The organism is Floridaenema aerugineum BLCC-F46 (genome assembly GCF_041929345.1).
GTDB lineage: Bacteria > Cyanobacteriota > Cyanobacteriia > Cyanobacteriales > Aerosakkonemataceae > Floridanema > Floridanema aerugineum.
Genome location: NZ_JBHFNQ010000068.1, coordinates 1 through 7,034, shown reverse-complemented (window position 1 = coordinate 7,034; position 7,034 = coordinate 1). Strand labels below are relative to the sequence as shown.

Genomic DNA, 7,034 nt, shown 5'->3' with positions numbered 1-7,034 from the left:
TTATCAAATTACCAAAAGTTCCTTTTAAAGGGCATTAGCGTTTATATTCCCAAAAACCAGATAATAAATTTATTCTGCTTCGAGAATCGGAATTTTCTCCTAAATGCTTTGCGCCAGATGGTTATTTTTTAATGTTTGGGGGGGTGTTAATCCTCCCCGCCCCATCCTTAAATAACTATTATCACTTTATTTATTTACACCTACTTAATTATAACAGTTCGTTGTCACGACTTCAGTCGTTGTGTTGTTAGAGAGTAGGACTGAAGTCCAACAACGAACCGAATTTATTACAGTTCGTTGTCAGGACTTCAGTCCTTGCTTTGTTAGATAGAAGGACTAAAGTCCAACAACGAACGGAATTTATTACACTTGAATTGCCTCTAAATCAATGCTAAACTTCTTAGTGATTGTTTCTAGCACCCAACTTTCTTCAGGTGTAATTACTCCATCTAATCGAGCAACTTTTTCACATTGCGCTAACAGAGGAACAGCGAAATCACTATTAATTTGAGCTAGCAAAGTTTCTAATGATGGGGGAGAATTGCTATTAGCGGCTATTGCTTCTAAAGATGCAGGACTAAGATTTAAAGTTTCTAATTCGGGCAAAATTTCTTCCCAGGTTTTTTCGGGATTTCCAGCTAAATAAACATGAACCAAAATTTGATCCATAATTACTTGTTGGGAAATTGCATCTTTTAAAAACTTCTGACTTTCTAATTGAGTACTTTCTAAAGTTGCTTCCATCGTGATAGTTGGAGTTAGTTTTGCTTCATAAAAACGACAAGCAGCATATCCCAGTGCATAAAGCATAGCTGCATTACTGCTAGCACCAATTACTGCACCAGCAACAGGTATATTTCCCAACAAAGTTACACCTGCATCGATCGCCAAACCACCACTAAGAGACAAACTAAAAATTGTTAATATTTCTCCTTTGCGATCGCTTGATTCTAAATCTAACCCGTAAGCAGCAGCAACTTGATAAATTAATTCAGCTGATAATGCAGTAGTAGCCGCTAAATCTAATCCCGCTAATGCCAATGCTGTTCCTGGTATTAATTTACTGACTAAACCTGCTCCACCAGCTAACAATGCTTTATCTATCATTAAGCGATGAGCAATTTCATTTGGCTTTTCGTCGGGGTACTTCTGCTGTAGTTTTCTAACTAGAGTTTCCGCTCTTTCAACATCTACATTATCTATAAAGCGCACTAACCATTCGGTACTAAATTCTCTAGCACTTTGAATTGTTTTACCAGTTGCATCAACTACAGGTGTGACTACATCAGAGGCTTTTTTAATAACTATTTCGCTAGTTTGAGATGCTGTATTTGCGATCGCGCCACCAACTCCTAAAGCTTTTTCGACAACTACTTTACTAGTTTGAGATGCTGTATTTGCGATCGCGCCGCCAACTCCTGAAGCTTTTTCAACAACTATTTTACTAGTTTGAGATGCGGTATTTGCGATCGCGCCGCCAACTCCTGAAGCTTTTTCAACAACTATTTTACTAGTTTGAGATGCTGTATTTGTAATAGCCCCACCAACTTCTGTTGCTTTTTCTGCAACTATTTTACTAGTTTGAGATGCTGTATTTGAAATTGCACTACTTACTACTTCCGTTGCTTTATCTAAAGCGTTTTTACCTGCTTGAGATGCAGTTGCAGCGACACCTTTACCTGCACTAACAGCAGCACCTCCAACTGCTCCAGCAGCACCCTTCACTGCTCCTAACCATCCTCCCCAAGAAGAAGGTTGATTTTTTACAGTTAATTGACTTGCTGGCTCAACATTGACAATAGCAGTTGAAGATTCATCTTCAACAACTATTTCAGGTGTAATTGTAATTAACTCTACCTGTTCATTTAACTCAAATTCTTCTTGCCAATCAGGGAAATCATCACCTGTTTGTTGCCCAAAAATCTTAACTTTTTGGCAAAACTGAATGTCTAAACCAATTAATCCCTCACGAATAACTGAAACTACAGAATTTTGCTCTGGAACTTGCGCTGATTCTACCTTTATTTGCAAACAATCATTTTTCAGATTCGCTTTTGCAGTAATGCTTTGAGAGTTCAACCACTGATTAATCAGTTTAGTCAGAGCATTTATATCACCTTGTTGAGCAAGTTCTTCAAAGTTCGGCACATTCTGCACCGAAACTTCAAATTCCTCATTCCAAGCGGGAAATTCTTCACCCGCCTGTCGCCCAAAAACCTTAACTTTTTTAATCGATTCAGCCCCTAAGTTGCTCATCCACTTATTAATTAGTGGAACTAATACCTGTTGATTCGGTACTTGAGCAGCTTCCAGTAAAATTTGTAAGCAATCATTTTTCATGACAGCTTTCGCTGTAATACCTTTGGGTTGCAGGGAACGATTCATGAAAGTTGCGATCGCTTGAGCATTTCCCTGTTTAGCAAGTTCCGATAGATTTTGTTGTTCCATATCTAGTTAGGTTAATCACGCCTAACTCAAGTATTCCCAGCTACAACAGAGTAGTAACACATTTAGCAAATTTCCGTACTCTAGCAATCTGAGAAAGTGACAGTCGAGACAATGGCTGTATTTAGGGGCGATGAGTTTCTAACCAAACTGGCAAATCAGCAATAGATTCAAAATCTAAGAGTGCTTCTGCTAAGTCTTCTAACAAAGCAACTGGGAGAGTGGAAAGTTGCGATCGCATTCCCTCATCTATTGTCCCAAACTTTCGAGTCAGAAGACGAACAATCAAAGCAAAAGCTTCCTGCTGAAAACCTTCTTGGCGACCTTCTTGAAGACCTTCTTGGCGACCTTCTTGGCGACCTTCTTGAAGACCTTCTTGGCGACCTTCTTGCAAAATTTCCTGATAAATCACTGATTCCCGCATTGTTTTCTCCCGAAATAATCGACGCAAAAGTGTTTGATTAAACTTTAAACCCGCTAATATTTGGATGTATGTGGATACTTCTCGTTTTTGTGCGATCGATTCTATTCTATCTACTTCTTGTGCTACTTGGGCAAGCAATTGCTCTGGTTGAGATGTCGCCGCTAAAGATGCCAATGGTAGCAAAGCGATATCAGATAAAAATATATTAGGATCTTCTTCCCAAAGTCGAATTACCCGATATTCATGGCGAGTTCTTTCTAAGACAAACGCTGTTTCAATGACCGTTCCTTCTGCGGGAGGTAACAATAAAATAATGACTTGGGTAATCGGTTTTCGGTAAAGCCGATATAACCTTGTCCAATAGTCTAGCATTCGGAAAGGTAACGGTGGTTCCGATTCGAGTTTGACCTGAAATTCTAAATGCAATATTCGCTCAGAAGTGTTGAGAAATGTCACCGAATCTGCTCGAATTGGTTCGATACTTAGTTCAGTTTTTAACACCTGCACGCTGGATGGTAATTCTCCTAAAATCCAAGCGGCAAAACGGTCTGGATATTTTTCCGATAATAGTTTACACAGGTTATCAAACGACATTAAACTTAAGTATTAGAATCAGATGTCTTATTATATAACTCAAGTATTCCCAATGGTTCAATCATTAGAAAAACCAATCACTTTCGCTGAATTCATCCAATGGAAGCCGGAAAATAAACGTTACGAACTACACGATGGAGCAATTGTTGAAATGGCACAACCAACAGGTGAACATGAAGATATTGTAGGATTTTTAGCCGAAAAGTTGACTTTAGAATATGTCCGCTGCAATCTCCCCTATTCTATTCCGAAAACGGCACTGGTTAAGTCAGCATCAAGTGAATCAGCTTATTCGCCAGATATCTTGTTACTTAACCGTTCTAATTTGGTAAATGAACCTTTTTGGAAACAAGAATCTACTGTGACTATGGCTGAATCTATTCCTTTAGTTATTGAAGTTGTTAGCACTAATTGGCGGGATGATTACTATAAAAAATATGGGGAGTACGAAGAGATAGGAATTCCTGAGTATTGGATTGTAGATTACCTCGGTTTGGGTGCGCGAAAATTTGTTGGTAATCCCAAAAAACCAACAGTTTCTATTTACTTTTTAGTTGATGGAGAATACCAAGTCAATCAATTTCGAGAGAATGACTGTATTCGATCGCTAACTTTCCCTGAATTAAACTTAACCGCCCAACAAATATTTCAAGCAGTCAATATTTGATTTCCCGCTTTATTCGTAGGGTGCGTATAGCCTGCGGCATTTAAGAAAAACGACAGTGTAACGCACCATTCCACTATGTTTAGTGCCAGTGTATAAGTCCTGATATTCTTAATTTTTTTGGTTTTTAGCTCAGATTACGATAATTCTCCAAGAGTCATTACAGAAGAATCTTTTTTAGCAACTAATTGCACAATTTTTTCACTGTTTTCCAGTAATTCATTCCAACCTGTTTCATTAATTTTTTCGAGATGTTCTAAACGCAGTCGTTGTTCATCAAACAGCCAATATTTCATGCTAGGAATCAGATAGCGAAATAATGCCATCCATTCAGCATAATTAATCGCTAAAGGATTACCTTGCATTAGGGCAATTTTTCCAGCATTTCCTAATGCTGCAATGCTATGAGATACTAACAGCATAGACCTATATTTGGGATGGGAAGCTAAATTAAATTTAGTTTCTCCATGCTCAGAATAGTGTCTTAGCATAATATAAGCTCTCAGCATAATTTCGATGACTGCTGGCGTAATTCCCGAAACTAAAAAATGCCGAAAGTCATATCCATTGAGATACATCCATCGAGCAATTTCACCAACTGTACGGTTATTTTCCCCAAAACTACCTATATTTATGCCTTGAATTAAAGTCATAAATGGTGCTGGTAATCCCATAGGCGTAGCAACATCAGAAATTAAATGTCCGATGTGTCGCAAAATCGCTTCAATTAATCCTAAAGGTTGATATTTAGAGGAAACAAATTCACAAACCCAAGTGTGATTTCCGGTGAGTTTATCGTAAGAAAATCCGGTTATTGTGCCTCGCATGATATCAAGAACACCAAAAACAAAGCCCAAAATGGGATCGTGTCCTAAAGATTGTAGACGGTGCGATCGCGGATACATTCCCCCAATAATCTTTTGATTATCATAAGGAACTTTGCAAGTTTCTGAAAGGTGTTGCGCCCATTTTGCAAACCAATCATTACCTTTGTTAGTGTTGTATTGTTTCAACCATTCAGTAATAGGACTACCAATTTGTCCGCTATATTCACCAGTGTTAATTGTCGCGGGAATTCGCACTAAGAGAAAATCAGTAATTGCTGCAAGAATGCCACTAGCACCAACAAAAACATAGTCTGATTTATCCCAAACAAATTGAGCATTGTATGATTCATCGTGCAATCTTTTCAAATCTGCATCGGTAAGCAAAGCTTCGTAAGGTGCTAGGGGATCGAGTTGTTGCTGAAGTGCATAAATTTGACACTTTTTCACAAAACTATTCCAATCTTGAAAGCCAATTTTTACTAACTCATGGGATACAGCAAGATGACGATTATTGTATAGTTGGAGAATGCGATCGGGTTGAAAATCGCTCAAATCATCTTCCTCAAGAAAATCAACAGATGTTTCAATTTCTGCCATCATCTTTTCCAATTCTCGAATCTGTTCAGTTTGTGATGAAACATCTGCAAATTTTACTTCTAAATCGGAAACTGTAGTTTCAAGCTTTCGCAGAAGATGATTTTGGGTTTGAATTACTGCTCTTAATTCAGCAATAAATTGATCGGAAAGCATATTAAACCTCGGCTTGTTTCCGCTTGGCAAGTAACTGTTGAAGATAGCGCATTTTTTCAGTTAAAATGCGAATTGCCTCACGATTAGTTTCCACATCTGCTGCTGCTTTTTGCAGAGTTTCAATCCTTTCTATTAAATTGTTCAGCGCCCCTTGTAAGTTTTCAATTACTAATTGCGCTTTGCGTTCTCTTTGTTTCATTTCTTCTTCTTTGGCTCGGTTTCCACCTGTGTCTAGAAGCGTGGATACTCCCCAAAAAATACCAGCGCCTAAAATAACAGCAATACCAATACCGGGAACCATACCAAATCCTAATCCTAAAGCTGCTAAACCGGAAGTTATCCCAGCAGCACTTAATCCAATTACTGAACCGGAAAAATAAACAGCTGCGATCGGAATTCCTACAGATGAAAGTCCCGCAGCGGCAGTTTTTGCTGCGTCAGCTGCATAATTATCATTTAATCCTCGAATACGGATTTTTCTCATTTCTTGAATGAATTTTTCAATGGCTTTTACTTGTGAATCTGTAATCCGTAATTCTTGCTGGGCTAATTGAATTGCTTTGGCTTCATTAGGATCTAGTTCATCATCAGCCCATGCAGTATCTATGAGGTTAATCATTAAACCAAAGCGAAGAGAATCATCTGCATTAGAGAGGGATTTTAAGCAATTTTCTAATAATGGTGGTTCAATAATATAGGATTGCACTTGACGTTTTGCAGATTCAGACATTCCTTCTAAATCCATAATTCCAAAGATGAGATCCATCTCTTCTTTGTCTAAATGATTGTCTGCTGTAGCAATGGCAAAAAGTGCTCCGTAAAAGGCTATGCGATCGCTTTCTGCGACTTTAGCTAAATCTAAACTTTGGTTAGTCTGTAAGTCTTCACTTCCCTTTGTCATTTCTGTGACTGTTTGAGTCACTTGTTGTGCAGTATTAGTAACAGTCTCACTGGCTTTAGCTGCTGTTTCGGCTGCGGCTTTACTTACTTCAGAAGCAGCATTACTTACAGTTTCTCCCAAGTTGGCTGCTGTTTTAGCGATTGATTCCCAAAAATTTGGCTGGTTCATAAAAGCTCTAGAATTTATACCTAACTCAAGTATTCCCAGCCGAGACAAATTACTAACAAAAACTCAAATTTTTTCACAGGTTCGTTGTAGGCGCTTTAGCTCAGATCTTGCACTCCTGAGCGGCTCTCCCGGATTTATGGTGATAACAAAATCTTATTTAATCGTAGGGTGTGTTAGGCACGGGCGATAAATTCAGCATTCCAATCCATCAATAAATTCCCGTGCCTAACGCACCGTTCCCTGGTTTGTAACATTTATGAA

5 protein-coding genes are annotated in these 7,034 nt (G+C 38.5%); 1 reads left to right on the top strand and 4 read right to left on the bottom strand.

The window, feature by feature from the left end:
* Positions 1 to 363: 363 nt before the first annotated feature.
* Both ACE1CC_RS09335 and ACE1CC_RS09330 read right to left on the bottom strand, forming a co-directional pair.
* A complete protein-coding gene (locus ACE1CC_RS09335) occupies positions 364 to 2,448 on the bottom strand; it encodes a hypothetical protein (RefSeq protein WP_413270192.1) in 2,085 nt (694 codons plus the stop codon).
* Positions 2,449 to 2,569: 121 nt separating this feature from the next.
* Positions 2,570 to 3,463 carry an Rpn family recombination-promoting nuclease/putative transposase gene (locus ACE1CC_RS09330; RefSeq protein ID WP_413270191.1) on the bottom strand — a complete coding sequence of 298 codons (894 nt, stop codon included), beginning with the start codon at positions 3,461 to 3,463 and terminating at the stop codon, positions 2,570 to 2,572.
* A 52-nt stretch (positions 3,464 to 3,515) separates the two neighbouring features.
* Between ACE1CC_RS09330 and ACE1CC_RS09325 the strand changes: the two genes are divergently transcribed.
* Complete coding sequence (locus tag ACE1CC_RS09325) at positions 3,516 to 4,130, top strand: Uma2 family endonuclease (protein ID WP_413270190.1); 615 nt, start codon at positions 3,516 to 3,518, stop codon at positions 4,128 to 4,130.
* Between the two features lie 134 nt (positions 4,131 to 4,264).
* Here ACE1CC_RS09325 and ACE1CC_RS09320 read toward each other — a convergent pair whose 3' ends face one another.
* Together ACE1CC_RS09320 and ACE1CC_RS09315 are read right to left on the bottom strand one after the other, a co-directional pair.
* A complete protein-coding gene (locus tag ACE1CC_RS09320; RefSeq protein WP_413270189.1) occupies positions 4,265 to 5,704 on the bottom strand; it encodes a hypothetical protein in 1,440 nt (479 codons plus the stop codon).
* Between the two features lies 1 nt (position 5,705).
* Entirely contained in the window at positions 5,706 to 6,773 is a 1,068-nt protein-coding gene (locus ACE1CC_RS09315) for a tellurite resistance TerB family protein (protein ID WP_413270188.1), read from the bottom strand.
* Positions 6,774 to 7,034: the final 261 nt, after the last annotated feature.

Excerpts from the sequence above, each read along its gene's own strand:
- ACE1CC_RS09335 (WP_413270192.1), bottom strand. The coding sequence starts at position 2,448 with ATGGAACAACAAAATCTATCGGAACTTGCTAAACAGGGAAATGCTCAA.
- ACE1CC_RS09330 (WP_413270191.1), bottom strand. The coding sequence starts at position 3,463 with ATGTCGTTTGATAACCTGTGTAAACTATTATCGGAAAAATATCCAGAC.
- ACE1CC_RS09325 (WP_413270190.1), top strand. The coding sequence starts at position 3,516 with ATGGTTCAATCATTAGAAAAACCAATCACTTTCGCTGAATTCATCCAA.
- ACE1CC_RS09320 (WP_413270189.1), bottom strand. The coding sequence starts at position 5,704 with ATGCTTTCCGATCAATTTATTGCTGAATTAAGAGCAGTAATTCAAACC.
- ACE1CC_RS09315 (WP_413270188.1), bottom strand. The coding sequence starts at position 6,773 with ATGAACCAGCCAAATTTTTGGGAATCAATCGCTAAAACAGCAGCCAAC.